At 65.4% G+C, this 23,269-nt stretch carries 23 protein-coding genes and 1 tRNA gene; 14 read left to right on the top strand and 10 right to left on the bottom strand.

The genetic code is table 11. The features are described from left to right. Positions 1–54 precede the first annotated feature (54 nt). Positions 55–141: transfer RNA gene (locus tag PMI42_RS34605), tRNA-Leu, on the bottom strand. Positions 142–289: 148 nt separating this feature from the next. Here PMI42_RS34605 and PMI42_RS34610 point away from each other — a divergent pair. After that, positions 290–1,255, top strand: a complete 966-nt coding sequence (locus PMI42_RS34610) for a complex I NDUFA9 subunit family protein (protein ID WP_008143940.1) — start codon at positions 290–292, stop codon at positions 1,253–1,255. Positions 1,256–1,439: 184 nt separating this feature from the next. Here PMI42_RS34610 and PMI42_RS34615 read toward each other — a convergent pair whose 3' ends face one another. Beyond that, a complete protein-coding gene (locus PMI42_RS34615; RefSeq protein WP_008143941.1) occupies positions 1,440–2,246 on the bottom strand; it encodes an undecaprenyl-diphosphate phosphatase in 807 nt (268 codons plus the stop codon). A 169-nt stretch (positions 2,247–2,415) separates the two neighbouring features. Here PMI42_RS34615 and PMI42_RS34620 point away from each other — a divergent pair, with 169 nt between their 5' ends. The 3 genes from PMI42_RS34620 to PMI42_RS34630 all read left to right on the top strand — a co-directional run bounded on the left by PMI42_RS34620 (position 2,416) and on the right by PMI42_RS34630 (position 5,229). Then, entirely contained in the window at positions 2,416–3,108 is a 693-nt protein-coding gene (locus PMI42_RS34620) for a glutathione S-transferase family protein (protein WP_008143943.1), read from the top strand. After that, complete coding sequence (queG, locus tag PMI42_RS34625) at positions 3,057–4,232, top strand: tRNA epoxyqueuosine(34) reductase QueG (RefSeq protein ID WP_008143946.1); 1,176 nt, start codon at positions 3,057–3,059, stop codon at positions 4,230–4,232. Before PMI42_RS34620 ends, queG begins: the two co-directional genes overlap by 52 nt. A gap of 199 nt (positions 4,233–4,431) precedes the next feature. Further along, the gene (locus tag PMI42_RS34630) at positions 4,432–5,229 is read left to right on the top strand and encodes an acyl-CoA thioesterase domain-containing protein (RefSeq protein ID WP_035967481.1); all 798 of its coding nucleotides are present in this window, start codon (positions 4,432–4,434) and stop codon (positions 5,227–5,229) included. A gap of 9 nt (positions 5,230–5,238) precedes the next feature. On the opposite strand, the gene PMI42_RS34635 is transcribed toward PMI42_RS34630, so the two are convergent. Together PMI42_RS34635 and PMI42_RS34640 are read right to left on the bottom strand one after the other, a co-directional pair. Then, positions 5,239–5,706, bottom strand: a complete 468-nt coding sequence (locus tag PMI42_RS34635; RefSeq protein WP_008143949.1) for a nuclear transport factor 2 family protein — start codon at positions 5,704–5,706, stop codon at positions 5,239–5,241. A gap of 145 nt (positions 5,707–5,851) precedes the next feature. After that, positions 5,852–6,652: an alpha/beta hydrolase gene (locus PMI42_RS34640; RefSeq protein ID WP_008143951.1), complete on the bottom strand. Its 801-nt coding sequence runs from the start codon at positions 6,650–6,652 to the stop codon at positions 5,852–5,854. Positions 6,653–6,924: 272 nt separating this feature from the next. On the opposite strand from PMI42_RS34640, the gene infC reads away from it, so the two are divergent. Next, entirely contained in the window at positions 6,925–7,464 is a 540-nt protein-coding gene (gene infC, locus PMI42_RS34645) for a translation initiation factor IF-3 (protein ID WP_085969949.1), read from the top strand. Positions 7,465–7,694: 230 nt separating this feature from the next. Here the strand turns inward: infC and PMI42_RS34650 are convergent, their stop codons facing one another. Beyond that, positions 7,695–8,099 (bottom strand): hypothetical protein, encoded by a 405-nt coding sequence (locus tag PMI42_RS34650; protein WP_008143956.1) that lies wholly within the window; start codon positions 8,097–8,099, stop codon positions 7,695–7,697. Between the two features lie 275 nt (positions 8,100–8,374). Here PMI42_RS34650 and rpmI point away from each other — a divergent pair, with 275 nt between their 5' ends. After that, on the top strand, positions 8,375–8,575 hold the full coding sequence (gene rpmI, locus PMI42_RS34655; protein ID WP_008143958.1) for a 50S ribosomal protein L35: 201 nt from the start codon (positions 8,375–8,377) through the stop codon (positions 8,573–8,575). 80 nt (positions 8,576–8,655) lie between these two features. Continuing rightward, positions 8,656–9,015, top strand: coding sequence for a 50S ribosomal protein L20 (gene rplT / locus PMI42_RS34660; RefSeq protein ID WP_008143961.1), 360 nt, complete (start codon positions 8,656–8,658; stop codon positions 9,013–9,015). A 3-nt stretch (positions 9,016–9,018) separates the two neighbouring features. Here rplT and PMI42_RS34665 read toward each other — a convergent pair whose 3' ends face one another. After that, positions 9,019–9,435 (bottom strand): hypothetical protein, encoded by a 417-nt coding sequence (locus PMI42_RS34665; protein ID WP_008143963.1) that lies wholly within the window; start codon positions 9,433–9,435, stop codon positions 9,019–9,021. A gap of 147 nt (positions 9,436–9,582) precedes the next feature. On the opposite strand from PMI42_RS34665, the gene pheS reads away from it, so the two are divergent. The 3 genes from pheS to PMI42_RS34680 are packed head-to-tail and all read left to right on the top strand — an operon-like array spanning position 9,583 to position 13,837. Then, positions 9,583–10,665 (top strand): phenylalanine--tRNA ligase subunit alpha, encoded by a 1,083-nt coding sequence (pheS, locus tag PMI42_RS34670; RefSeq protein ID WP_008143967.1) that lies wholly within the window; start codon positions 9,583–9,585, stop codon positions 10,663–10,665. Further along, positions 10,662–13,070 (top strand): phenylalanine--tRNA ligase subunit beta, encoded by a 2,409-nt coding sequence (pheT, locus tag PMI42_RS34675; RefSeq protein ID WP_008143969.1) that lies wholly within the window; start codon positions 10,662–10,664, stop codon positions 13,068–13,070. The genes pheS and pheT overlap by 4 nt, the downstream gene beginning before the upstream one ends. Then, positions 13,067–13,837: a sulfite exporter TauE/SafE family protein gene (locus PMI42_RS34680; RefSeq protein WP_008143972.1), complete on the top strand. Its 771-nt coding sequence runs from the start codon at positions 13,067–13,069 to the stop codon at positions 13,835–13,837. The genes pheT and PMI42_RS34680 overlap by 4 nt, the downstream gene beginning before the upstream one ends. On the opposite strand, the gene PMI42_RS34685 is transcribed toward PMI42_RS34680, so the two are convergent. Beyond that, positions 13,834–15,231, bottom strand: a complete 1,398-nt coding sequence (locus PMI42_RS34685; RefSeq protein WP_008143973.1) for a flavin monoamine oxidase family protein — start codon at positions 15,229–15,231, stop codon at positions 13,834–13,836. The genes PMI42_RS34680 and PMI42_RS34685 overlap by 4 nt on opposite strands. A 187-nt stretch (positions 15,232–15,418) precedes the next feature. On the opposite strand from PMI42_RS34685, the gene PMI42_RS34690 reads away from it, so the two are divergent. Then, positions 15,419–16,399, top strand: a complete 981-nt coding sequence (locus PMI42_RS34690) for a YiiX/YebB-like N1pC/P60 family cysteine hydrolase (RefSeq protein WP_008143975.1) — start codon at positions 15,419–15,421, stop codon at positions 16,397–16,399. A 151-nt stretch (positions 16,400–16,550) separates the two neighbouring features. Here PMI42_RS34690 and PMI42_RS34695 read toward each other — a convergent pair whose 3' ends face one another. After that, positions 16,551–16,826, bottom strand: a complete 276-nt coding sequence (locus PMI42_RS34695) for a metal-sensitive transcriptional regulator (RefSeq protein WP_007598521.1) — start codon at positions 16,824–16,826, stop codon at positions 16,551–16,553. 63 nt (positions 16,827–16,889) lie between these two features. Between PMI42_RS34695 and PMI42_RS34700 the strand changes: the two genes are divergently transcribed. Continuing rightward, positions 16,890–19,337 carry a heavy metal translocating P-type ATPase gene (locus tag PMI42_RS34700; RefSeq protein WP_008143980.1) on the top strand — a complete coding sequence of 816 codons (2,448 nt, stop codon included), beginning with the start codon at positions 16,890–16,892 and terminating at the stop codon, positions 19,335–19,337. Positions 19,338–19,476: 139 nt separating this feature from the next. Continuing rightward, on the top strand, positions 19,477–19,923 hold the full coding sequence (gene nikR, locus PMI42_RS34705) for a nickel-responsive transcriptional regulator NikR (RefSeq protein ID WP_008143982.1): 447 nt from the start codon (positions 19,477–19,479) through the stop codon (positions 19,921–19,923). A gap of 143 nt (positions 19,924–20,066) precedes the next feature. Here the strand turns inward: nikR and PMI42_RS34710 are convergent, their stop codons facing one another. After that, positions 20,067–21,014, bottom strand: coding sequence for a hydroxymethylglutaryl-CoA lyase (locus PMI42_RS34710; RefSeq protein ID WP_008143985.1), 948 nt, complete (start codon positions 21,012–21,014; stop codon positions 20,067–20,069). After that, positions 21,011–22,189, bottom strand: a complete 1,179-nt coding sequence (locus tag PMI42_RS34715) for a CoA transferase (RefSeq protein WP_008143987.1) — start codon at positions 22,187–22,189, stop codon at positions 21,011–21,013. The genes PMI42_RS34710 and PMI42_RS34715 overlap by 4 nt, the downstream gene beginning before the upstream one ends. Positions 22,190–22,293: 104 nt before the next feature. Here PMI42_RS34715 and PMI42_RS34720 point away from each other — a divergent pair, with 104 nt between their 5' ends. Then, positions 22,294–23,226, top strand: coding sequence for a LysR family transcriptional regulator (locus PMI42_RS34720; RefSeq protein WP_008143990.1), 933 nt, complete (start codon positions 22,294–22,296; stop codon positions 23,224–23,226). The last annotated feature ends 43 nt before the right edge of the window (positions 23,227–23,269 follow it).

A 23,269-nucleotide genomic window follows, 5' to 3' on the forward strand; every position in this document is an offset into this window, starting at 1 on the left:
GCAACACTCTGATTGGGCTTATGTATCTGGATTTACTTCATATCCAGAATTGTATGGTGCCCAGGAAAGGACTCGAACCTTCACGGCCGTTAAGCCACTGGCACCTGAAGCCAGCGCGTCTACCAATTCCACCACCTGGGCATGCCGTTTGGGGCACGGAGGCGGTTACTACGGTTCGGTGACGCCGTTGTCAATTCAAGCTTGCCCGGTTTTGGGGATGCGGATTGCGCATCGCAAACCAGACCGGTAGAAGCCTGATATCACGCACTCTTCCGGCAGGATTGGACCCATGGCATCGAATTCGGAAACTCTCGTCACGGTTTTCGGCGGATCGGGGTTTTTGGGCCGGAATGTCGTCCGCGCGCTGTGCCGGCGCGATTACCGGGTCCGGGTTGCGGTGCGGCGGCCGGAACTCGCCGGATACCTCCAGCCCTCCGGCAAGGTCGGGCAGGTCCACATCGTACAGGCCAATCTGCGCTATCCGGCCTCGGTCGAGGCGGCGCTGCGTGATTCGGATGTCGTGATCAATCTGGTCGGTATCCTCGCCGAGGGCGGCGCGCAGAGCTTCGACGCCGTTCAGGCCAAGGGCTCCGAGACGGTCGCCAAGGCTGCTGCTGCCGCCGGGGCCCGGCTGGTGCACGTCTCCGCGATCGGCGCCGACGCCGATTCGCCCTCGCGCTATGCCAGGGCCAAGGCGGCCGGCGAGGCGGCCGTGCTGGCCGCGGTGCCGTCGGCCACGATCTTCCGTCCCTCCGTGATGTTCGGTCCCGAGGACCAGTTCACCAACCGCTTTGCGGCGCTGGCGCGGATGTCGCCGGTGCTGCCGCTGATCGGCGCCGAGACGAAGATGCAGCCGGTCTATGTCGGCGACGTCGCCACCGCGATCGCGGATGCCGTCGACGGCAAGGCCAAAGCGGGCGCGACCTACGAGCTCGGCGGTGCCGAAGTGCTGACCATGCGCGAGATCATCGAGACCATCGTCGCCATCGCCGATCGCAAGCCGATGCTGGTGCCGCTGCCGTTCGGCCTCGCCCGCTTCAAGGCCAACTTCCTGCAATTCGCGCCGGGCGCGTTCAAGCTGACGCCGGACCAGGTCACGCTGCTCGCGCGCGACAATGTCGTGTCGGATGCGGCGAAGGCCGGCGGCCTGACGCTGGAAGGGCTCGGCATCACCCCCGATTCGCTGGAAGCGATCGCCCCGCAATATCTCTGGCGCTTCCGCCCCCAGGGTCAGTTCCAGCGCAAGAGCGCGTAGGCTTGCTCACCTCTCCCGCTTGCGGGAGAGGTCGACGCGAAGCGTCGGGTGAGGGCTTTATCCTCTAGGTGAGTCTTTCCGTGGAGACACCCTCTCCCCAACCCTCTCCCGCAAGCGGGCGCACCGTCATTGCGGCGGCACTTGAGAACCTCAGCTTCGATCCGTGGTGCGCGTGTGCGAGAGATTACCGCCCCAGCGCCAGCGCGATCAGGCCGAGCGTGCCGACGATGACGCGCCACCAGGCGAACACCACGAAGCCGTGGCGGGTGACGTAGCTCAGGAACGTCTTCACCACGATGATCGCGGTGATGAACGACACGATGAAGCCGATCGCGACGACGCCCATGTGGTCCATCGTCATCTCGGAGCGGTTCTTGTAGAAATCGTAGGCGAACGCGCCGATCATGGTGGGGATGGCGAGGAAGAACGAGAACTCCGCCGCCGCGCGCTTGTCGGCGCCCAGAAACATCGCGGCGACGATGCTGGCGCCGGAGCGCGACACGCCCGGGATCATCGCGATGCACTGCGCGATGCCGATATAGAGATACATCAGCAGCGGAAAGCGGGTGGCGTCATGCTCGCGCGCCTTGAGATCGAGCCGGTCGACCCACAGCAGGATGGCGCCGCCGACGATCAGCGAGAAGCACACGACCCACGGATTGAACAGCAGGCTCTTGATGTATTTGCCGGCGACGAGGCCGACGATGACCGCGGGCAGGAACGCCACCAGCACGCCGATCACGAAGCGGCGCGCATAGGCGTCGCCGGTGAACATGCCGATCGCGACGTCCCACAATTTCTTGAAGTACAGCACGACGATCGCGAGGATCGCACCGAGCTGGATCAGAACCGTAAACGAATCCCAGAACGCGCCTTCACCAAGATGGAAGAAACGCTCGGCGAGCAACAGATGGCCGGTCGAGGAAACGGGAAGGAACTCGGTCACACCCTCGATGATGCCGAGGATCACTGCCCGTATTGCGTCTGACATATTTACGGTCCATTTCCGCTGGAAAAGCGGGGTTCTTCTCGCCTATTCCCCCAAATGCTGCAATCGCAAAATGCGTCATCACGCCCTTGCTTCGCGGTTTTGAAGGACTAGTGTGGCGCCGCACAAACATTGATGGATTCTTAAGCACCATCACATAGTCAAAGGCTTCATGTTTACGCTGTTTCATCATCCGTTCTGTCCGCATTCGCGATTCATCCGCCTCATCGCGGGCGAATACGGGCTCGACCTCAAGCTGGTCGAAGAGCGCAGCTGGGAACGGCGCGAGGCTTTCCTGCTGCTCAATGCGGCCGGCACGACGCCGGTGCTGGTGGACGACGAGCAGCCGCCGATCCCGGGCGCGGCGATCATCGCCGAATATGTCGACGAGGCCTACGGACACGAGGTGGGCCTGAAGCGGCTAATGCCGGACAGCGTCACCGAGCGCGTCGAGGTGCGACGGCTGATGGCCTGGTTCAACGAAAAGTTCTTCGAGGAAGTCTCCCACCCCCTCGTCACCGAGCGCATCTACAAGCGCTTCATGAGCGAGGAGAATGGCGGCGGCGCGCCTTCGGCCGATATCATGCGCGCGGCGAAGGCCAACGTGCGCTATCATCTGGCCTATATCGGCTGGCTGGCGCAGACGCGTAACTTCCTCGCCGGCGACCGGATCACCTACGCGGATCTCGCCGCCGCGGCGCATCTCTCGGCGATCGACTATCTGGGCGACGTGCCATGGAGCGAGGACGACGCGGCAAAGGCGTGGTACGCGCGGGTGAAATCCCGCCCGTCGTTCCGTCCGCTGCTGAGCGAATGGCTGGCGGGGGTGCCGGCGTCGCGGACCTACGTGGACCTGGATTTCTGAGCTCCGAGCCGACTGAACTGAAGGCGGCGCTGGCGCGCGAAGCGCGCGCGCTCGGCTTCGACTGCATCGGCATCACCGAGCCAGGCACGATCGAAAGCGCCGGGCAGCGCTTTCTCGAATTCATCGCCTCGGGCGGCCATGGCGACATGGACTGGCTCGCCGCGCAGCCGGAACGGCGTGTCGATCCGCGCGGGCTGTGGGCCGACGTGCGCAGCGTGATCATGCTCGGCGTCAATTACGGCCCCGATTCCGATCCGCTGACGATCCTGAAAGAGCGCACGCGCGCGGCGATCTCGGTCTATGCGCAAGGCGACGACTATCACGATCTCATCAAGAAGCGGCTGAAGGCGCTGGCGCGCTGGCTGGTCGCGGCCGCACCGTCGGAAGTGAAGGTGTTCGTCGACACCGCCGCGGTGATGGAGAAGCCGCTGGCGCAGACCGCGCATCTCGGCTGGCAGGGCAAGCACACCAATCTCGTCTCGCGCGAGTTCGGCTCGTGGCTATTCCTTGGCGCGATCTACACCACGCTCGACCTGCCGCGCGACGGCGCCGAGATCGATCATTGCGGCTCCTGCCGGGCCTGTCTCGACATCTGCCCGACCTCGGCGTTCCCCGCACCCTACAGACTCGATGCGCGGCGCTGCATCTCGTATCTCACCATCGAGAAGAAGGGACCGATCCCGCGCGAGTTTCGCAAGGCCATCGGCAACCGCATCTATGGCTGCGACGATTGCCTCGCGGCGTGTCCCTGGAACAAGTTTGCGCAGGAGGGGCGCGAGGCCAGGCTTGCGGCGCGCGACGAGTTGCGGGCGCCTTCTCTCGCCGAGCTGGCACGGCTCGACGATGCGGCGTTTCGTGCGCTGTTCACCAAGTCCCCGGTCAAGCGCATCGGCCGCGACCGGTTTTTGCGGAACGTGCTGATTGCGATCGGCAACTCGGGGGAGATGGCGTTGGCCGAAGAGGCGCGGCGATTGCTGGAGGATGCGAGCCCGCTGGTGCGTGGGGCTGCTGTATGGGCGTTGGGGCAGTTGGTGGGGCGCAGCGAGTTCGATGCGATGAAGTCTGCCGCGATGAGCGCAGAACGCGATGAAGGTGTGAGGCAGGAGTGGCACACCGCCGCCTAACCCTTCGCTGTCATGCCCCGCGAAGGCGGGGCATCCAGTACGCCGCGGCCTATCGATTCAATCACGACCGCCTCGAAGTACTGGATCGCCCGGTCAAGCCGGGCGATGACACCGTTGCTGTGGCGACGGCGCTTCGCGCCTCCTCACCATGAGGGTCAGAGACTTGATTTCCCCGCGCATTCCCGCAAAGTCGCGCGTTATGACGAACATGCCTTTCTTCACCCGCGACGGCGATACATTCCATCCGACGGAAGTCGCGAACGGCCCCTGGGATCCGAAATCGCTGCACGGACGCGTCATCGTCGGCCTGCTCGGCTTTGCCATCGAGGAGCGCCATTCCGGCCCCGAATTCGTGCCGGCGCGGCTCACCGTCGACATGTTTCGGCTGCCGACGATCGACAAGCCGATCGAAGTGACGACGCGGCTGGTGCGCGACGGACTACGCATCCGCGTGGTCGAGGCGGAGTTTCTCTCGGGCGGCGTCAGCATGGCGCGCGCCTCGTGCCAGTTGCTGCGGCGGACGCAGAATCCGGACGGCAATGTCTGGTCGCCGCCAAACTGGGACGTGCCGAAGCCGGCTGACATTCCCAAGCCGACCGATCCCCGGCTCGGCATGCACGGCAAATGGACGACGCGGCCGATCGTCGGCCATATGGGCTCGCTCGGACCGCGGCGGCTGTGGATGAGCGAGGTGCGCGAGCTCGTGGCGGGCGTGCCGATGACACCGTTCGTCCATGTCGCGGTTGGTGCGGACTTTGCCAGCCCGTTCGCGAACGCCGGCGACAAGGGCCTCGGCTACATCAACAGCGACGTCACGATCTATCTGCACCGCCTGCCGGTGACGAACTGGATCGGATTCGATGTGGTGAACCACCAGGCGACCGACGGCGTCGCGATCGGCGAATGCTGGCTCTATGACGAGCAGGGCCCGATCGGCACCGCGACGGTCGCGGCGCTCGCACAGCGCAAGCCGATGGCGAAGCCGACGGCGCCGTAGGCGATGCCGTCACACAAGGTGCCGCTTCATCTCCGGCCGCGCCTTGAGCTCCGCGCCCTGCTTGCCAACGATTTTCGCGATCCTTTCAGGCGCGAATTTCAGATCGACAAACGCCGGCGCGGTGTTGGCGACCTCGTGATAGCTCACGATCCTGCCGTCACGCAGCGTCATGATCGCAACGCCCTCGAACATCGCCCGCGCGCCGCCTGCTTCCGGCAAGGTTGATTTGTAGCTGAAGGTGTAGCGCGCATAGAGCGTGGTGCCGTCGGTGACGGGGTCGTGCATGTCCCAACGGAAATCGGTCGCCGTGCGATAGAACCAGTCGTCGATCATCGCGGCGATCTTCTCGCGGCCTGCGAACGCGCCGTAGAACACGTCGTGATAGACGCCGTCCTCGGTGAAGAGGTCCGCGAAGGCACGGCCGTTGCGCTGCTCGACCGCGTCGCAGAAGGCGCGAAGCATGGCGGTGGTGGTCATTGGCGATTCTCCCATTCTCGCTCTCCGTCATGCCCGCGAAGGCGGGCATCCAGTACGCCGCGGCCTATCAGCTCAATCACGACCGCTGGTGGAATACTGGATCGTCCGCCTTCGCGGACGATGACATCGAATTCTGGGCGGCAGTTCACCCGATCTCGGCCACCGCGGCAAGAATGCGCGCGATGTCCTGCGGGCGGGAGAGGCGGTGGTCGCCGTCCTGGATCAGGGTCAGCACGACATCGTCGGCCGGCAGGCGATGCGTGAGCGCGAAGGCGTGCTGCCAGGGCACGTCGGGGTCCTGCGCGCCTTGCAGGATGCGGACGGGACAGCCGAGATCGATGGCGCTGCCGAGCACGAGATGATTGCGGCCCTCCTCGATCAGGTTGCGCGTGATCGGATAGGGCGAGCCGTCGCCATAGTCCGATGGCCGCAGCCAGAACCCTTTGGTCTCGATCTCCTTCTTCACCTCGGGCGAGAACTTCTTCCACATCAGCTCTTCGGTGAAGTCGGGCGCCGGCGCGATCAGCACCAGGCCCGCCAGCTGTGCCTTGGCTTGCTGTTTCTCCTGGCGCTTCCTGATCTCGCGGGCGAGCAGCAGCGCCATCCAGCCTCCCATGGAGGATCCGATCAGGATTTGCGGGCCGTCGCAGAACCGCTCGACCACCGCGACGCTGTCCGCGAGCCAGCTTCCGATGGTTCCATCGGCAAAATCGCCGCTGGATTCGCCGTGACCGGAATAGTCGAACCGGACCGCGGCGCGGCCGTGCTCGCCGGCCCAGGCGTCCAGCGCCACGGCCTTGCCGCCCTGCATGTCCGATTTGAACCCGCCGAGCCAGACGAGGCCGGGACCCCGTCCGGCGCGGCGGCGTACCGCGATCCTGCGCGCGGACGGGCCCTCGCCCACATCGAGGAAGTCGAGCACGGCATCGGGAATTGCATTGGTCATGGAACGTTTACTCTGGCTGTGCGGTTTGAGCTGTCCGGACGTGTTTCCGCAGGCGCGGCATCCCTGTTGACCCTTTTATTAGTCCTTGCATTGGTACCAGGGGACGCTTGCGGAACAGAGGCAAGGTGTCTATGTCCGTCACCGTGCCGATGGGCGTGACCGAAATGCCTCGCATTTGAGGCTTTTTCGCCCCTCGCCCGAGCGAATTGCTTGCCGGCAAACCTATCTTCCTGCACAGTAGCCGCCTCTTTCACAACTTTGGAGAACCACCCATTCGCCGTCCTAATAAAGCTCCGCCCGCTGCCAGCAAAGACGGGCCGCGCATCAATGATGATATCCGCAATGCGCAGATCCAGCTGATCGATCAGACCGGTGACAACAAGGGCACGGTCGAGACCGTCCTGGCCATCAAGATGGCCCAGGAAGCGGGCATGGATCTGGTCGAGATTTCGCCGAACGTAAGTCCGCCGGTCTGCAAGATCATGGACTACGGCAAGTACAAGTATTCCGCTCAGAAGAAAGCCGCCGAAGCCCGCAAGCGGCAGAAGACCGTCGAGATCAAGGAGATCAAGCTCCGTCCGATGATCGACGATCATGATTACGACGTGAAGATGCGCGCGATGCAGCGGTTCTTCGAAGAGGGCGACAAGGTCAAGATCACGCTGCGCTATCGCGGCCGCGAAATGGCGCACCAGGAGATCGGCACCAAGCTGCTCGACAAGATCAAGACCGACGTCGCCGAGCTCGCCAAGGTCGAGCAGGACGCACGGTTCGAAGGCCGCCAGGTCGTCATGGTGCTGGCGCCGCGCTGACCCGTTCCTCGAGATCGAGAATTCAACGGCCCGTCCGGATTTCCGGCGGGCCGTTTTGTTTTGGGGATCATACGAGCCGCGGGCTCGGTGCACCTCGCCCGCTTGCGGGAGAGGTCGCCGCGTAGCGGCGGGTGAGGGCTTTCTCCTCTGGGGGTTCTCGCCCAGCGGAGACACCCTCTCCCCGACCCTCCCCCGCAAGCGGGGGAGGGAGCGCATCGAGCGCTTCGAAACTACGTCCGCGTCGCCTGCCAGGTGCCGCTGCACTGGTCGCCGGAAATGATGCCCTTCCACGACCCGGCGCCAACGGCGCCGGCCAGCCGGCCGCCGCCATTGGCATGGGACGCGCCGACCGAGACCTGGACCGCCACGGCACCGGAGCGCTTGACGGTGCCCGAGACCCGGCCGCCGCCGGCGGACGAGACGCGGCTGCCGGTCACGGTGAAGGGGACGCTGTAGCCCGAGCTGCAATTTCCTCGGGTGGTGGCGAAGGTGACGTTCCAGATGCCGTCATAGCCGCCGATGCGGGCATCGGCGGTCGTGGGGGCGATTGCCATGGCCAGCACGGCCAACAGCGCCAGATGGCGCGGGCGGGTAATAACCGAAAAAAAGGAGAACGATCCGGGGAAATGAGCCATTTTGGTCCTGCTTCGAGCGACACGACTTGGACAAGGATGGTAGCAATTCCGAATAGTCGGCGGCCAGGTTCCAGCGGTTCATCGTTGCCAATTCGCCCGTTCTCTGTCATAAGCCCGGCCTTCATCGCCCGGCTGATTAAGGGCTGCCGTGGCGGTGTTTGGTGCGGGTTTCGCGCTTGTTCGTAGAAACCTGAGCACAATCAACGCTCTAACGAGCATTTTTGACGGCCACGCCGCCTTCGCGGGCGGATTTCGTTGGCCATTAGGAGAGCCAAATGCCCAAGCTGAAGACCAAATCGGGCGCTAAAAAGCGCTTCAAGGTGACTGCCACCGGCAAAGTGATGTTCGCCCATCGCGGCAAGCGTCACGGCATGATCAAGCGGACGAAGAAGCAGATCCGTCAGCTGCGCGGCACCGCCGTGCTGTTCAAGACCGACGGCGACAACGTCAAGAAGTACTTCTTGCCGAACGCCTGATCGCGTCCACGATCACTGCCACCTCTGCCGCGCCAAGCGCGGCGATCCGCAAACCAAGTCATCTCTGAAGGATATTTGTCATGTCTCGCGTCAAACGCGGTGTGACCGCCCACGCCAAGCACAAGAAAGTCTACAAGGCCGCCAAGGGCTTCTACGGCCGCCGCAAGAACACCATCCGCGCCGCCAAGCCGGCCGTGGAGAAGGCCCAGCAGTACGCGTTCCGCGATCGCAAGCGCAAGAAGCGGACCTTCCGCGCGCTCTGGATCCAGCGCATCAACGCAGCCGTCCGTCCGTTCGGCCTGACCTACAGCAAATTTATCGACGGCATGGCCAAGTCCGGGATCACCGTGGACCGCAAGGTGCTGTCGGATCTCGCGATCAGCGAGCCCGCGGCGTTCCAGGCGATCGCCGAGAAGGCCAAAGCCGCGCTCGCCGCCTAACGGCTAGCGGGCCTTCTGGCCCGCAGCCTTCAGTGCGCGTTGCGAGTAACGCCGGGCGACCTCTGCCCGGCAAAAAGCAGCGAACGAGAGATACATGGTGCCGGATTTATTCCGGTACTTGAGGTCGCATGCGCGCATCTCGCGCTTGTAGGCCTGCCGTTGCGCCGTGTTGAGGCCGGGCATGAAATCCGCCTCGCACGTCTTCTCGACGGCGGCGCCGAGCTGGACATCGCCGCTCGCGGTCAACTGGCAATCCTGAAACAGTTTCATCGCGCTTTCGCAGCTCTTCTGGGCGCCGATGGCTTCAGCGACCTCGTCCAGCGTCATGGATTTGTCCATGCAGACCATGGCACGCGCCGGTGTCCCGGCGACGGATATGACGACGGCCAGGATGGCCAGGCAGGATCTTGCAAGCGTCACGGACGTCTCCTCGTATCGCCTTGGTGCCGGGCCCCCGCGCGAGGTTCAACCCAGCCGTTCGGAAGGCCGAAATGACCGGCTTTTCGCTTGACGTTACGCCCTTCTGGCGGCGACAACCCAGCCGAATTTAGAGCCAAGGATTTGACAGTGTCCGACCTCGCAACGCTCGAAACATCCATCCTCGACCAGATCGCCGCCACCGGCGACGAAGCCGCCCTCGAAGCGGTGCGCGTCGCGGCCCTCGGCAAGAAGGGTTCGATCTCGGCACTGCTTGCCACGCTCGGCAAGATGTCGCCCGACGAGCGCAAGACGCAAGGTGCGGCGATCAACCAGGCCAAGGACAAGGTCACCGAGGCGCTCGCCGCACGGCGCGACGTGCTGAAATCGACCGCACTCGATGCGCGGCTCGCCTCCGAAACCGTCGACGTGACGCTGCCGCTGCGCGACGCACCGGCGGAAGCCGGCCGCATCCATCCGCTGAGCCAGGTCTGGGACGAACTGACCACGATCTTCGCCGACATGGGCTTCTCGGTCGCCGAAGGTCCCGACATCGAGACCGACGATTACAACTTCACCAAGCTGAATTTCCCGGAAGGCCATCCCGCGCGCGAGATGCACGACACCTTCTTCTTCCATCCGAAGGAGGACGGCTCGCGCATGCTGCTCCGCACCCACACCTCGCCGGTGCAGGTGCGCACCATGCTGAGCCAGAAGCCGCCGATCCGCGTGATCTGCCCGGGCCGCACCTACCGCATCGATTCGGATGCGACCCACACGCCGCAATTCCACCAGGTCGAGGGCCTCGTCATCGACAAGCACTCGCATCTCGGCCACCTCAAATGGATCCTGCACGAGTTCTGCAAGGCGTTCTTCGAGGTCGACCACATCAACATGCGCTTCCGGCCCTCGTTCTTCCCGTTCACCGAGCCGTCGCTGGAAGTCGACATCCAGTGCCGCCGCGACAAGGGCGAGATCCGCTTCGGCGAGGGCGAGGACTGGCTCGAGATTCTCGGCTGCGGCATGGTGCATCCAAACGTGCTGCGTGCCTGCGGCATCGATCCCGACGAGTACCAGGGCTTTGCCTGGGGCATGGGCATCGACCGCATCGCCATGCTGAAATACGGCATCGCCGATCTGCGCCAGCTGTTCGACAGCGACGTCCGCTGGCTGGGCCATTACGGCTTCAAGCCGCTCGAAGTGCCGACGCTGGCGGGAGGGCTGAGCTCGTGAAATTCACCCTCTCCTGGCTGAAGGATCATCTCGAGACCGACGAGCCGCTGGAAAAACTCGCCGACAAGCTCACCATGATCGGGCTCGAGGTCGAGAACATCGAGGACAAGGCGAAGGCGCTCAAACCGTTCACCATCGCGAAGGTGATCTCGGCCGAGCAGCATCCGAATGCGGACCGCCTGCGCGTCTGCATGGTCGACACCGGAAACGGTGCTGCGCCGGTGCAGGTCGTGTGCGGCGCGCCGAACGCGCGCGCGGGTCTCGTCAGCGTGTTCTCGCCGCCCGGCACCTACATTCCCGGCAAGGATATCACGCTCGGCGTCGGCACCATTCGCGGCGTCGAAAGCCGCGGCATGCTGTGCTCGGCGGCGGAGCTGCAGATCTCCAACGACCATGACGGCATCATGGAATTGCCGGCCGATGCGCCGATCGGTGCGGGTTACGCCGAATGGGCCGCGCTCGGCGATCCCGTGGTCGAGATCAATTTGACGCCGAACCGGCAGGACTGCACCGGCGTGCACGGCATCGCGCGCGACCTTGCCGCTGCCGACATGGGCAAGTTCAAGGACCCCACCATCAAGCCGATCAAGGGTGAATTCCCTTGTCCCGTGAAGGTCACGGTCGAGGACGCGGCGCTGTGTCCGGGCTTCGCGCTGCGCCTCGTGCGCGGCGTCAAGAACGGCCCGTCACCGGAATGGCTGCAGAAGCGACTGACCGCGATCGGCTTGCGCCCGATCAACGCGCTGGTCGACATCACCAATTTCATGACCTACGACCGCGCGCGGCCGCTGCACGTGTTCGACGCCAAAAAGGTGAAGGGCAATCTCGTGGTGCGCCGTGCCCGCGACGGCGAGACACTGCTCGCACTCGACGGCCGCACCTACAAGCTCGATCCCGCTACTTGCGTGATCGCTGACGAGCACGGCGTCGAATCGCTCGCCGGCATCATGGGCGGCGAGGCCTCGGGCTGCGACGAAGCTACCACCGACGTGCTGATCGAATCGGCGCTGTGGAACGAGATCAACATCGCCCAGACCGGCCGCAAGCTCGGCATCAATTCGGATGCACGCTACCGCTTCGAGCGCGGCGTCGATCCGGCCTTCATGGTGCCGGGACTGGAGCTCGCGACCAAGCTGGTGCTGGAGATGTGCGGCGGCACGCCGTCCGAGACCGTCGTGGTCGGCAAGGCATTTGGCGACGATCGCGTGATCGATTTCCCGGTGACCGAAGTGAAGCGGCTCTCGGGCATCGAGGTGCCGCAGCCCGAGATGAAGCGCATCCTGACCCATCTCGGCTTCATGATGGCGGGCCCGGGCCCGGTGGTGAAGGTCGCGGTGCCCTCGTGGCGCTCCGACGTGCACGGCAAGGCCGACATCGTCGAGGAGGTCGTCCGGATCTACGGCGTCGACAAGGTGCCGATGACGCCGTTCGAGCGCGGCGACGACGCACGCAAGCCCGTGCTGACGCCGCTCCAGCTCCGCACCCGCCGCGCGCGGCGCGCGCTGGCGAGCCGCGGCATCGTCGAGGCGGTGACCTGGTCCTTCATCACGAAGCCGGCGGCGGAATTGTTCGGCGGCGGCCAGCGCGAGCTGGAGGTGGCCAATCCGATCGCGGCAGATCTGTCCGACATGCGGCCGACCCTGCTGGCAGGCCTGATCGCGGCGGCACAGGCGAACGCCAATCGCGGCGTTGGCGATGTCGCGCTGTTCGAGGTTGGTCAGATATTCAAGGGAGATCGCCCGCAGGATCAGTTCATGGCGGCCAGCGGCGTGCGCCGCGGCCTTGCATCCGCGGCAGGTCCCGGCCGTCACTGGACGGGCTCGGCACAGGCCGATGTCTTCGACGCCAAGGCCGATGCGCTCGCGGTGCTGGCCGCCGCCGGTGCGCCGATGCAGGCACTTCAGATCGTCGCCGGCGGACCGGCCTGGCTGCACCCGGGACGCTCCGGCACGATTCAGATCGGGCCGCAGAACGTGCTCGGCACCTTCGGCGAGATGCATCCGCGCGCGCTCGAAGCGCTCGGCGTCGACGGTCCGCTTGTCGTGTTCGAGGTGATCCTCGACCGCATCCCCGAGGCGAAGAAGAAGCCGACCCGCGCAAAGCCCGTACTCGAGCTGTCGGCGTTCCAGCCTGTTACGCGTGACTTCGCCTTCATCGTCGATCGGAGTGTGAAGGCCGGCGACATCGTCCGTGCCGCGCAGGGCGTCGACAAGAAGCTGATCACCGGCGTGAACGTCTTCGACGTCTACGAAGGCAAGGGCATCGACGACGGCAAGAAGTCGGTCGCGATCGCCGTGACGCTCCAGCCGCGCGAGAAGACCCTGACCGACCAGGAGATCGAGGCTGTCGCGACGAAGATCGTGGCGGAAGTCACGAAAAAAACTGGTGGCACGTTGCGCGGATGACCCTTGCGGATTTTCTTCCGAAGGACGTCAGCCTCACCATTGCGATGGCGCTCTGCGCCGTCGCGTTCGTTTCCGGCACCGCGCGCGGCTTTTCCGGCTTCGGCTCGGCGCTGATCTTCATGCCGCTGGCGAGCAGCTTCGCCGCGCCGCGGCTGGTTGCCGCGCTGCTCCTCGTGATCGATTTCGTCGCGGCCGCGCCGCTGCTGCCGGATGCGTGGCGGAAGGCAGACCGCAAGGCTACCGCGGTGATCGTGCTGGGCGCATTGATCGGCGTGCCCGTCGGCACCTATTTCCTCAGCGTGCTCGAACCCGTCACCACGCGCTGGATCATCTCCTGCTTCGTCGCAGCGCTCCTGCTGCTGCTATTGTCGGGCTGGCGCTATCGCGGCAAGGACCACGCCTGGCTCTCGGTCGGCATCGGCGGCCTCTCGGGCTTCTGCAGTGGGCTCGCGCAGACCGGCGGCCCGCCGATCGTCGGTTACTGGCTCGGCCGCCCGATCGCGCCGATCGTCGCGCGCGCCAACATCTTGCTGTTCTTCGGCGCGTCGGATTTCTTCTCGATGGTCAGCTACGCGACGACGGGCCTGATCTCACGCGAATCGCTGCTGCTCTCGCTGATCGTCGGCCCGGTCTACGCGGTCGGCGTCGCCTTCGGCGCCTCGCTGTTCGGCCGCGCCAGCGAAAAAGTGTTTCGCGCCATCTGTTACGCGCTGATCGCGATGGCCGTCATTTTCGGGCTTCCGGCGCTGGACGGGATTTTGCGCTAGTTGGCCTGCTGCCGCGGCGCGCGGCGCTTCTTGGTCGACTGCGTCGGCACGTCGGCCGCCTCGTCCTTGAGCGCGCCGATCTTGCGCAAGGCCGCGTCCGCGGCGCGTTCGCCGCTTTCCCAGGCGCCGTCGACGGTGCCCCACAGCGTCTCGTGGGTGGCTTCGCCGGCGATGAACATGTTGCCGATCGGCTCGCTCAAGATCTTTCGCGAGAGCTGGCCGCCCGGCGCGGACGCCGACATCGCGCCCATCACGAAGGGGGAGGCGTTCCAGCGCGTGGCGCTGGTCTTCTTCACGGTGGCTGCGGCCTCGCTGCCGAACAGTTTTGTGATCCACTCCTTTGCGAAGGCCGCCATCGCCGCCTCGCCCTGCTCGGAGAGGTCGCGGCCGAAGGAGCCGCCGACGTCGATCGAGCACAGCGAGGAGCCCCCGATATTGGCGTACATCAGTGCCGTTCGCGTCGAATTGCTCTGCTCGATCAGGATGTCGTCGCGCGACAGGCCGAGCGGATTGCCCGGCAGTTGCAGCACGATGTGGTCGTAGCTGCCGAGGGTGAGCTTTGACGCCGCGTCCAACGTGCGCTTGGGGATGTCGGGCCCGAACTTGATCGCGCCAGACGTCAGCACATTGGTCGAAACCGTGACGATGGCGGCGCGCGCGGCGATCTTGCCGGATTGTGTTTCGACGCTGACGTCGCGGTTGCTCCAGGTGATGCGGCTCGCCGGCGTCGACAGCGCGGTCGGCACCTGCTCGCCGAGCTTGCCGATCAGCGTACCCAGGCCCTGACGGCAGGCGATCGCGGCATTGCGATCCTGCGCGCGCGCCTTGTCGATCGCGGAAAGCTCCTTCAAATCCTTGCCGGCAAAGCCAGCGCCCAGCATGAACTCGGCCGCGCTCGCCCAATCGCCGAGATCCTTCGGCAGCACGGAGGCGCAGGCGGTATCGAGCTTGCCGCGCGCGGCCTCGTCGATGGCGCGGTTGGCACGCACCAGCGCCGCCAGAAATTCTTCGGTCTCTCCGGCACGCGCATTGCGGCGGCCGATCCGCATCTTCTGGCCCGACGGCGCCGGCAGCACGTCGAGTCCGCCGCTGCGCGCCAGCCGGATCATCGGATTGGTTTCGGGATTGTGCATCCAGCGCGCGCCGCGGTCGAACGGCACGTCGAAGGTCGTGCTGTCGGTGATGCAGCGGCCGCCCACTTGCGAGGCTGCTTCGACCACCACGACCTTGCGATTGGCCGCCATGACGCGCCGCGCCGCGGCGATTCCGGCAGCCCCCGCGCCGATCACGACGATGTCGACCTCGCGCGGCACGGGTGCGGCGGTCGCGCGCAGGACCGGCATCGCGGCAAGAACCGCCGGCGCGACAAGGAAACCGCGGCGCGTGATTGTCATGTCATGGTTTCCGGAGACTTGCGGCGAACGGGAACAGCCCGCGAACCTTGCCGCATCTGATGTTGCACGGCAACCATCATGGTGAATCAATCGTGCTTGATCTCACAGACTGATGAACCGAATGGCAATACGTTTCGACCATGATAGAGAAGGAAAAAAACGGCCAGAAAGGCCGGGGGAGCTCGACATGGGGACGGTCCTGGATTCAGTCGGCAAGTTGATTGCCGCGTACCTCTCGAAGGAGGTGCCGGGCTATGAGCCGTTCACGCCGAGCGACCCGGAGCATCTGCGCGGCGTCATCGAGCCCGGCGACGTGCTGCTGGTCGAGGGCAACAACCGCATCTCCGGCATCATCAAATATCTGACGCAGTCGACCTGGTCGCATGCCGCGCTCTATGTCGGCCCGATCGAGGGCGCCGAAGAGCCCGACGGCGAGCCGCATGTGCTGATCGAGGCCAATATCGGCGAGGGCGTCACCTCCGCGCCGCTGTCGAAATATTTTCCGTATCACACCCGCGTCTGCCGCCCGGTCGGGCTGTCCTATGAGGACCGCACCACGGTCTGCCGCTATGCGATCAACCGCATCGGCTTCGGCTACGACACCAAGAACATCGTCGATTTGATGCGCTTCCTGTTTCCGCTGCCGATCCCGCAGCGTTGGCGGCGCCGCATGATCGCGATCGGGTCGGGCGATCCGACCAAGATCATCTGCTCGGCGCTGATCGCGCAGGCGTTCGACGCTGTGCGCTATCCGATCCTGCCCAAGATCACCAAGGCCGGCAGCCGCGCCGCGCGGCGCGAGATCCTGCACATCCGCGATTCCTCGCTCTACATGCCCCGCGACTTCGACATCTCGCCCTATTTCGAAGTGGTCAAACCCACCATCGTGCACGGCTTCGACTACACCGCGCTGCACTGGGCCGACAAGCAAAAGCCGCTCGAGGAGGTAGCGGGCTCATTCGGGGTGTTTCCAGAAACGTTCAGTGCGCCGCCGCTCGTTCCTGAAGCGATTGACGAAGCGGCGCCGGATGAAGTTCCGGCTGAGCAAGTGATGAGGGAGGCGGCCGCGGAGATGAGCGTCGCCTTCTCCGAGCATTTCGTGCTGCTGAACGAACTCGCGACGTACCGTGAGCGACGCCGCACTGACGCCTGCGAGATCGCGGCGTAGCTGGCGCCCACGTCGTTCCGGCGAACGTCGGGAGCGAGATCGCTCCTCTCTTTCCACCGTCATTGCGAGCGCAGCGAAGCAATCCAGACTGCCACCGCGGCGGGATTCTGGATTGCTTCGTCGCTACGCTCCTCGCAATGACGGTGAGAAGCTACCTCTCCGCCCGCCCGATCACCGCCATCAGCTCCGCGATCTTTTCGCGCTGATCGGCCTTGTCGCCGCTCGCAATCGCGTGCTCGACGCAATGGGCGACGTGGTCCTTCAAGACCTCTTCCTCGACACGGCGCAGCGCGGCACGCACCGCCGAGATCTGCGTCACGATGTCGATGCAATAGCGGTCTTCCTCGACCATTTTCGACAGGCCGCGAACCTGGCCCTCGATCCGGCCGAGACGTTTTCCGACAGATGCCTTGATGTCCTTGCGCATGGGGTCTATATACCCCTACCGGGTATGGGTTGCAAGACCCGGGCACAAGGCCGGAGCATGGGAATGAACGACGCCGAGCATAAGCATCATCACGACGCGGACGGTCACACCGGATGCGGTTGTTCGAGCAAGGCTGCGGCGCCGGCTCCCAAACCCGCGGCTTCGTGCTGTGGCGGACATGGCGATCATGCCGGCCACACCCATGACCACAATGGCGCCGCGGCAAAGGTGCTCGATCCCGTCTGCGGCATGACGGTCGATCCCGCGACGTCAAAGCACCGGTTCGAGCATCGGGGCGAGACCTTCCATTTCTGCTCGGCCGGCTGCTGCGGCAAATTCGCCGCCGATCCCGCAAAGTATCTCACCAAGAACAAGGCGGGCGAGCCGGAGATGCCCGCGGGCACGATCTATACCTGCCCGATGCATCCGCAGATCCGCCAGGTCGGCCCGGGCAGCTGCCCGATCTGCGGCATGGCGCTGGAGCCGGAGGTCGCGAGCCTGGAGACCGGGCCCAATCCCGAGCTGGCCGACATGACACGGCGGTTCTGGATCGGCGGCGCGCTGGCCGTGCCGCCGGTGGTGCTGGAGATGGGCGGTCATCTCGCGGGCCCGCACAATTGGATCGACGCGACGCTGTCGAACTGGATCCAGCTCGTCTTCGCGACGCCCGTGGTGGTTTGGGCCGGCTGGCCGTTCTTCGTTCGCGGCTGGCAGTCGCTGCTGACGCGCAACCTCAACATGTTCACGCTGATCGCGATGGGCACCGGCGTTGCCTATGTCTACAGCCTGATCGGCACCATCGCACCGCAGATTTTTCCGGCGACCTTCCGTGGCCATGAGGGCGCGGTTGCCGTCTATTTCGAGGCGGCCGCCGTCATCACTGTGCTGGTGCTGCTCGGCCAGGTGCTGGAGCTGCGCGCCCGCGACGCGACGTCGGGCGCGATCAAGGCGCTGCTGCAGCTTGCGCCAAAGACCGCGCGCCGCGTCGATGCAGATGGCAGCGAGCACGAGGTCGAGATCGACACGCTCCATGCCGGCGATCGCCTGCGCGTTCGTCCGGGCGAGAAGGTGCCGGTCGACGGCGTCATCCTGGAGGGACGCTCCTCGCTCGACGAGTCGCTCGTCACGGGCGAATCCATGCCGGTCACCAAGGAGGTCGACGCCAAGGTGATCGCAGGCACGCTCAACCAGTCCGGCAGCTTCATCATGCGCGCCGACAAGGTCGGCCGAGAGACGCTGCTGTCGCAGATCGTGCAGATGGTCGCCGATGCGCAGCGCTCGCGCGCGCCGATCCAGCGGCTGGCCGACCAGGTCGCCGGCTGGTTCGTGCCCGCCGTCATCGCCGTCGCCCTCGCCGCCTTTGCCGCCTGGGCCTGGTTCGGGCCGGAGCCGCGGCTGGCCTTCGGCCTCGTTGCCGCGGTCAGCGTGCTGATCATCGCCTGCCCCTGCGCGCTGGGGCTGGCCACGCCGATGTCGATCATGGTCGGTGTCGGCCGCGGCGCGCAGGCGGGCGTCCTGATCAAGAACGCGGAATCGCTGGAGCGGATGGAGAAGATCGACACGCTGGTGGTCGACAAGACCGGCACGCTGACCGAGGGCAAGCCCAAGGTGGTCGCGATCGTGCCCGCTCCCGGCTTTACGGAAGACGACATCCTTCGCCTCGCAGCCAGCGTCGAGCGCGCCAGCGAGCATCCGCTCGCCGATGCCGTCGTGCGCGCGGCCAAGGAGAAGCAGCTCGCGCTCAGCCCGGTCGAGGGGTTCGATTCGCCGACCGGCAAGGGCGCGACCGGCAAGGTCGAAGGCAAGACCATCGTGCTCGGCAATGCCAGGTATTTTGCATCGATCGGGATCGACACCGGGGCACTCGACACCGAGGCCGAACGCCTGCGTGGCGATGGCGCAACGGTCATCAACATGGCTGTCGACGGCCGGCTTGCCGGCCTGTTCGCGATCGCCGATCCGGTCAAGGCCTCGACGCCCGAAGCGCTGAAGGCGCTCGCGGCCGAGGGCATCAAGGTGATCATGCTGACCGGCGATAATCGCACCACGGCGGAAGCGGTGGCGCGCCGGCTCGGCATCGCCGAGGTCGAGGCCGAGGTGCTGCCGGACCAGAAGAGCGCGGTGGTCACGAAGCTGCAAAAGGCCGGCCGCAGCGTCGCGATGGCGGGCGACGGCGTCAACGACGCGCCGGCACTGGCGGCGGCCGAAGTCGGCATCGCCATGGGCACCGGCACCGACGTGGCGATGGAGAGCGCCGGCGTCACCCTGCTCAAGGGCGACCTTGTCGGCATCGTGCGGGCACGAAAGCTGTCGCAGGCGACGATGAGCAACATCCGCCAGAACCTGTTCTTCGCCTTCATCTACAACGCCGCCGGCATCCCGATCGCCGCGGGCATTCTCTATCCGACGTTCGGCGTGCTGCTGTCGCCGATCATCGCGGCGGCGGCGATGGCGCTGTCCTCGGTGAGCGTGGTCGGCAACGCGCTGCGGCTTCGTGCGACGCGGCTGTGAAGGGCCAGGATCTGCGTAGCCCGGATGGAGCGAAGCGTAATCCGGGGTCTGCTAACGTATCGGCACCGCCCCGGATTGCGCTACGCTCCATCCGGGCTACGGTTCAGCGGACATGAGCGGCACGCGCGGAGAGGACCTGATGCAGCGGATCACCATCACGATCGAGGACGACCTTCTGGCGGAGATCGATGCCGCAGCCGAGGCGCGCGGCTACCAGAACCGCTCCGAGATCATCCGCGACCTCGCGCGCGCCGGGCTTCAGCAATCCGCAGAGGACACAGCGCAGACCGGCCAATGCGTCGCCGGCCTGGTCTATGTCTACGACCACGCCGCGCGGGACCTCTCGAAGCGCCTGGTGCAGGAATTCCACGGCCATCACGACCTCGCGCTGGCGACGCTGCATGTCCATCTCGACGAGAACAACTGCATGGAGATGACGGCACTGAAGGGCTCGGCCGACGAGGTCAAGCATTTCGCCGACCACATCATCGCCGAACGCGGCGTGCGCTATGGCCGCGTGGTGATGATTCCGACGGGGGAAGGCAAGCCGGCGAAGGCGCGCAAGCACGGGCATCGGCATGAGTGAGCCCACGCTCTCGTGCCCCCGCAGCGCAGCGCTTCTTCAGCGGTGCGCTGCAGAGCCGGGGCCCATCTCACCGCTAGCGCAAGCTTCTGGCCCCGGCTCTGCGTCGCGTCTGGGACACGAGAGCGACATTTAGAGCTTCAGGATCACGCCGCCTTCGCGGCACTCCCACCCGGCAACCCCGCCCGCGCCATGCCGCCATAGAGCTGCTCGTTCGGCATCTCCTCGCGCAGGATCTTCCGCACCGCGATCAGCTTCTCCAGGTCGATATCAGTTGCAAACCCCTTGCTCTCGCACAGGAACACAAGGTCCTCGAACACCACATTGCCGGTCGCGCCGGGCGCGAAGGGGCAGCCGCCGAGGCCGCCGAGCGAGCCGTCAAGAATGCGGACGCCTTCGTCGAGCGCGGCGGCGGCGTTGGCGATGCCCATGCCGCGGGTGTCGTGGAGATGGATGCAGATCGGCTTTGAGCCGGCGAGCTTCACCGCGGCGCGCGACAGTTCGCCCACCTGCTTCGGCCCGGCATAGCCGACGGTATCGGCGATCGCGACGAAATCGACACCGGCCTCGAGGCATCTGTCGACCAGCCGCAGCACCTCGGCGGGCTCGACCGCGCCTGTTATCGAGCAGCCCAGCGCCATCGAGATCGCGGCGTTCACCAGCGGCTTGTGGGCGCTGGCATCGCGCATCTCGCAGAGCCGCTTCACATTGGCAATCGCGGAATCGCGCGAGCGATGGGCATTGGCCTGGCTGTGTTCTTCCGTGGCCGAGACCACCGACGCGATCTCGCCAATGCCGGATTCCAGCGCTTCGTTGACGCCGCGCTCGTTGAGTGCAAGCGCAATGCCGTGGGCCCCGCGCAGGCGCGCCACGGTCCCGATGACATCACGGACGTCGACGAATTGCGGAAAGGTTTTTGCCGGCAGGAACGAGCCGACCTCGAAATGCCTGACGCCAGCGGCGTATTCCTCGCGCACCCAGCGCTGCTTGGCTTCGGTCGACGGAATCGTCTTCACGAGCTGAAGCCCGTCGCGCAGGCCGACCTCGCGCAGGCTGACGCGATCTGCGGGGTAAATCGTCTCGATCCGGCTCATGCGCGCCTCCCAGCGGCTTTTGACGTGATGTCGTCGGTGTCATCGATCTCGGCGCGAACCGCTGATGTGTCGGCGCCGAGCGGCGCGACCTTCAGGCCTTCGCCAAAATGGCTGCCGTTCCATTCCAGCGGCAGCGTCGGCACATGGAACGGCTTGCCGTCGGCGGCAACGTTGGTAACGAGCCCGCCCGGCCGCAGCACATGCGGATCGGTGAGCAGGTCCTCGGGACGGTTGATCGGCGAGAAGCAGATGTTGAGCGCGTCGAGCCGTTGCGACAGCTCCGCCACGTTCCACTTCCGGATGATCTCGGCCACGCGCGGAAGGATCCTCGGCCGCGCCAGGATGCGATCGGTCGTGGTCCGCAAGCTGGGATCATCGAGAAGATCGGTCAGGCCGAACTCGCGGCAAAAGCTCTGCCAATGGCCCTCGGTCACGACGCCAATGAAAATGCGTCCATCGCCGGCGGCATCGAAGATATCGTAGATCGGCCAGGCGTGCTCGCGCTCCGGCATCGAGCGCGGCTTGTTGCCGGTCATCTCGTATTCGACCATGTGCTGGGCGACCAGAAACAGGCAGTTCTCGAACAGGCCGATGCGGATGTCGGCGCCGTCGCGTTTGCCCCCGCGCTTCTGGTAGAGCGCGGCCAGGATCGCGATCACGCCGAACATGCCGCCCATGATGTCGTTGGCGGAGGAGCCGACGCGCTGCGGCTTGTCCTTGGTGCCGGTCATGGCAGCGAGCCCCGACATCATCTGCACGACCTCGTCGAGCGCCGGGCGATGCTCATAGGGGCCGGACAGAAAGCCCTTGTGGCCGGCGATGATCAGATGCGGATGAAGGCGACGCAGTTCCTCGGCACCCAGTCCATGCTTCTCAAGCTGGCCGTCGCGAAAATTTTCGAGGAACACGTCGGCCGTCTCCAGCAGCCGGTGCATGGTGTCGCGATCCCCCGGCTTCTCGAAGTCCAGCACGACGCTGCGCTTGCCACGGTTGAACAGTGGAAAGAACGCCGTGCCCATGCCGCCGAGACTTCGCGTCTTGTCACCGGCAGGCGGCTCGACCTTGATCACCTCGGCACCGAGTTGCGCGAGAATCATGCCGCAGGTCGGGCCCATGACCATGTGCGTCATCTCGACGACCCGCACGCCTTCGAGCGGCAATCCGGTTTCGGTCATGGGCACTCCTGTTCGTTCGACTTCGAAGACTAGGCCTTCACAAGCCATCTGAAAAATATAATCTGTCGAAGATTACCTTCGCAGTTCTAGAACGCTGGACCAACATGGATTCGCGCCAGCTCCGCTATTTCATCGCCGTCTACGAGCAGCGGAACCTGTCGCGCGCGGCCGACCAGGTCAACGTCGCGCAATCCGCGCTCAGCCATCACATCTCGAACCTGGAGGCCGAGTTCGCAACGCCGCTGTTCGAGCGCAAGTCGCGCGGCATGGAGCCGACCGCGGCCGGCGAGCGGCTCTACGAGCACGCCCGCATCATCCTGCGCGCGATGGCGGAGGCCGAGACCGAAGTGCGCGAGGGCGCCCGCGTCATTGCCGGCGAAATCTCGATCGGCATGGCCAATTCCGGCGTCAAGGCGATCGGCGTCGAGCTGATGCGCATCGTGCTGACCAAATATCCAAAACTCAAGCTGTCGCTCACCGAGAGCCTGTCCGGCGCGACGCTGATGCATCTGATGGTCTCCAATGTCGACCTCGCGCTGGTCTACAATCCGCCGTCGGAGAAGGAGCTGATCACGGAAGCCGTGCTTGAAGAGGAGATGTTCCTGGTCGGCATTCCAAAGCTGGTCGGCAAGGGCAGGACGCCGATTCGCTTCGAGGAGCTAAATCGGCTGCCGCTAATCCTGCTGCGCTACGGCCTCGGCCTGTCCTCGCGCGCGCTGCTGGACGATCCGGTGCTGCTCAAGCGGCTGGAAGGCGGTGCCATCCTGCACGCCAACTCGATCACCGGCATGACCGGCGCGCTGGTGGAAGGGCTCGGCTGCACCATTGCGACAAAGCTGTTCGCGCGGGAGGAACTCGCCGCCGGCCGCCTGATCGCGCGCAAGGTGATCGAGCCGAAGCTGACCCGCACGCTCTATCTCTGCCGCCTGCGCAACCGTCCGATGACCTATGCGATGGAGGAGATGCGGCGGCTGATGCTGGCGCTGATCGCCGAGCAGGTGCGGGGCGGCGGCTGGCAGGCGGAGCTGGCGGGGTAACGCTTCCACAGCGGCGGTGCGCTCCCTCTCCCGCTTGCGGGAG

Origin of the sequence: Bradyrhizobium sp. YR681 (assembly GCF_000282615.1) — a bacterium.
Lineage (GTDB): Bacteria > Pseudomonadota > Alphaproteobacteria > Rhizobiales > Xanthobacteraceae > Bradyrhizobium.

What these genes read in the sequence shown, in the direction of transcription:
- queG (WP_008143946.1), top strand. Translation starts at nt 3,057, where the DNA reads ATGGCTGGCGGGGGTGCCGGCGTCGCGGACCTACGTGGACCTGGATTT.
- PMI42_RS34710 (WP_008143985.1), bottom strand. Translation starts at nt 21,014, where the DNA reads ATGAGCCGGATCGAGACGATTTACCCCGCAGATCGCGTCAGCCTGCGC.
- PMI42_RS34635 (WP_008143949.1), bottom strand. Translation starts at nt 5,706, where the DNA reads ATGACCACCACCGCCATGCTTCGCGCCTTCTGCGACGCGGTCGAGCAG.
- PMI42_RS34720 (WP_008143990.1), top strand. Translation starts at nt 22,294, where the DNA reads ATGGATTCGCGCCAGCTCCGCTATTTCATCGCCGTCTACGAGCAGCGG.
- PMI42_RS34685 (WP_008143973.1), bottom strand. Translation starts at nt 15,231, where the DNA reads ATGACAATCACGCGCCGCGGTTTCCTTGTCGCGCCGGCGGTTCTTGCC.
- PMI42_RS34690 (WP_008143975.1), top strand. Translation starts at nt 15,419, where the DNA reads ATGGGGACGGTCCTGGATTCAGTCGGCAAGTTGATTGCCGCGTACCTC.
- PMI42_RS34640 (WP_008143951.1), bottom strand. Translation starts at nt 6,652, where the DNA reads ATGACCAATGCAATTCCCGATGCCGTGCTCGACTTCCTCGATGTGGGC.
- rpmI (WP_008143958.1), top strand. Translation starts at nt 8,375, where the DNA reads ATGCCCAAGCTGAAGACCAAATCGGGCGCTAAAAAGCGCTTCAAGGTG.
- PMI42_RS34610 (WP_008143940.1), top strand. Translation starts at nt 290, where the DNA reads ATGGCATCGAATTCGGAAACTCTCGTCACGGTTTTCGGCGGATCGGGG.
- PMI42_RS34650 (WP_008143956.1), bottom strand. Translation starts at nt 8,099, where the DNA reads ATGGCTCATTTCCCCGGATCGTTCTCCTTTTTTTCGGTTATTACCCGC.
- PMI42_RS34700 (WP_008143980.1), top strand. Translation starts at nt 16,890, where the DNA reads ATGAACGACGCCGAGCATAAGCATCATCACGACGCGGACGGTCACACC.
- PMI42_RS34695 (WP_007598521.1), bottom strand. Translation starts at nt 16,826, where the DNA reads ATGCGCAAGGACATCAAGGCATCTGTCGGAAAACGTCTCGGCCGGATC.
- nikR (WP_008143982.1), top strand. Translation starts at nt 19,477, where the DNA reads ATGCAGCGGATCACCATCACGATCGAGGACGACCTTCTGGCGGAGATC.
- PMI42_RS34630 (WP_035967481.1), top strand. Translation starts at nt 4,432, where the DNA reads ATGACGAACATGCCTTTCTTCACCCGCGACGGCGATACATTCCATCCG.
- PMI42_RS34615 (WP_008143941.1), bottom strand. Translation starts at nt 2,246, where the DNA reads ATGTCAGACGCAATACGGGCAGTGATCCTCGGCATCATCGAGGGTGTG.
- PMI42_RS34680 (WP_008143972.1), top strand. Translation starts at nt 13,067, where the DNA reads ATGACCCTTGCGGATTTTCTTCCGAAGGACGTCAGCCTCACCATTGCG.
- PMI42_RS34620 (WP_008143943.1), top strand. Translation starts at nt 2,416, where the DNA reads ATGTTTACGCTGTTTCATCATCCGTTCTGTCCGCATTCGCGATTCATC.
- PMI42_RS34715 (WP_008143987.1), bottom strand. Translation starts at nt 22,189, where the DNA reads ATGACCGAAACCGGATTGCCGCTCGAAGGCGTGCGGGTCGTCGAGATG.
- rplT (WP_008143961.1), top strand. Translation starts at nt 8,656, where the DNA reads ATGTCTCGCGTCAAACGCGGTGTGACCGCCCACGCCAAGCACAAGAAA.